Genomic DNA, 1,773 nt, shown 5'->3' with positions numbered 1-1,773 from the left:
GTTCACTGCCGTACAGGCAGCTTAGAAAATGTTGCGGAGAATCCACAGCCTGTTCTCAGTGTTCACTGCCGTACAGGCAGCTTAGAAATGCACGAAATCAACGTTGCCCGCTCGGTTGCCGTTCACTGCCGTACAGGCAGCTTAGAAAAGAGCTTGCCCACACTGCTGTGCAAGCCAAACGAGTCTAAAGAAATTGCCAAAGTAATAGGTTATTTTGCAAGTTGCGATGAATGTCACCGTATTGCATCTAATATACTGTTTTTATAAACAGCTATCGACTTTGAGCCACAGGATGTGACTATGCCCGCGAAGTATATTGCCCCCTCGGATTTAAAAACGATACTCCATTCAAAACGCGCCAACATTTACTATCTGGAAAAGTGTCGTGTGCAGGTTAATGGGGGGAGAGTGGAGTATGTTACCAGTGAGGGGCATGAGTCATTCTACTGGAATATCCCAATAGCAAATACAACGGCCATTATGCTAGGAATGGGAACCTCTGTTAGCCAGGCAGCGATGCGTGAGTTCGCCCGCGCGGGTGTGATGGTAGGTTTTTGTGGTACGGATGGCACACCTTTATATGCCGCCAATGAAGTCGATATCGACGTTTCCTGGCTATCGCCACAAAGTGAATATCGACCAACGGAGTACTTGCAGCGTTGGGTCTCATTCTGGTTTACGGAGATGAAGCGTCTGGAAGCGGCGAAATGCTTCCAGAATATTCGACTCGCGCAATTGGAAAAACACTGGCTCGGCAGCCGGATGCAGCGCGAGTCGCTATTTTCAGTCAATAAAGAAAAGTTGCTGGGATTAACAGAACGTGCTCGTTCAGGTATGTCCGAGGCGGATAGCCATACCGCGCTGATGCTTCAGGAAGCGCAGCTCACCAAAGCGCTGTACAAACTTGCCGCGCAAACCTCCGGTTATGGAGACTTTAAACGAGCAAAGCGTGGGGGCGGGCTGGATCTGGCAAACCGCTTCCTGGATCAGGGAAACTATCTGGCATACGGGCTTGCCGCCGTGGCGGCGTGGGTCACCGGTATCCCTCACGGCCTGGCCGTTATGCATGGTAAAACCCGGCGTGGAGGGCTGGTTTTTGACCTTGCCGATTTAATAAAAGATGCGCTGGTTATGCCACAGGCATTTATCTCCGCCATGCAGGGGGATGATGACAGAGATTTCAGACAAGCCTGTATTAATCATTTCCAGCAGTCAGATTCCCTCGATTTAATGATTACAGCCCTTCAGGAAACCGCTGCTGTAGTGGGGGGAAGCGCAGAATGAACGTGCTGCTCGTTTCGCAATGCACAAAAAAGGCCAGAGAAGAGAGTTGCCGTATTATCGATCAGTTTGCCGAGCGTATGGGAACCAGTACCTGGCAAACTGCCATAACGATGGAAGGGCTGGCAACGCTGCGCAAATTATTACGCAAAACAGCTCGCCGCAATACGGCGGTGGCCTGCCACTGGCTGAAAAAAAGCGGGCAGTCCGAGCTGATGTGGATCGTCGGAAATTCGCGCCGTTTTAATGCCCATGGCAGGGTGCCGACTAACCGCACGACGCGGTCGGTATGGGTTTCTGACGAAGGTTTACGTTGGCAATGCGGCGAAAGTATTGCTTTGCTGGCTGCAATTTCCGGGCTTTTTCATGATTTCGGTAAAGCGGGCCGCGGCTTTCAGGAAAGCCTGTCCGGGAAAAGTCCAAAGACTTTTCAGCCTTACCGGCATGAATGGATTTCGGTTCGCCTGTTTCAGGCTTTTGTCGGCGATCAAA

The 1,773-nt window shown here is 51.0% G+C and carries 1 protein-coding gene and 1 pseudogene; both read left to right on the top strand.

Annotated elements, in window-relative coordinates; all coding sequences use genetic code 11:
- The first annotated feature begins 300 nt into the window (after window positions 1–300).
- Window positions 301–1,284 carry a type I-F CRISPR-associated endonuclease Cas1f gene (cas1f, locus tag FQK12_RS23895; RefSeq protein WP_014228621.1) on the top strand — a complete coding sequence of 328 codons (984 nt, stop codon included), beginning with the start codon at window positions 301–303 and terminating at the stop codon, window positions 1,282–1,284.
- A pseudogene (locus FQK12_RS27360) lies at window positions 1,281–1,773 on the top strand (type I-F CRISPR-associated helicase Cas3); the annotation flags it as partial. The gene cas1f and the pseudogene FQK12_RS27360, both read left to right, overlap by 4 nt.

The sequence above is a fragment of the Klebsiella sp. ME-303 genome (assembly GCF_007910085.1).
GTDB classification, from domain to species: Bacteria; Pseudomonadota; Gammaproteobacteria; order Enterobacterales; family Enterobacteriaceae; genus Klebsiella; species Klebsiella michiganensis.
Note: the sequence above shows the minus strand (reverse complement) of the source record. Positions and strands in the feature narration are given on the sequence as shown.

Coding starts and splice junctions, on each gene's coding strand:
- cas1f (WP_014228621.1), top strand. CDS start 301: ATGCCCGCGAAGTATATTGCCCCCTCGGATTTAAAAACGATACTCCAT.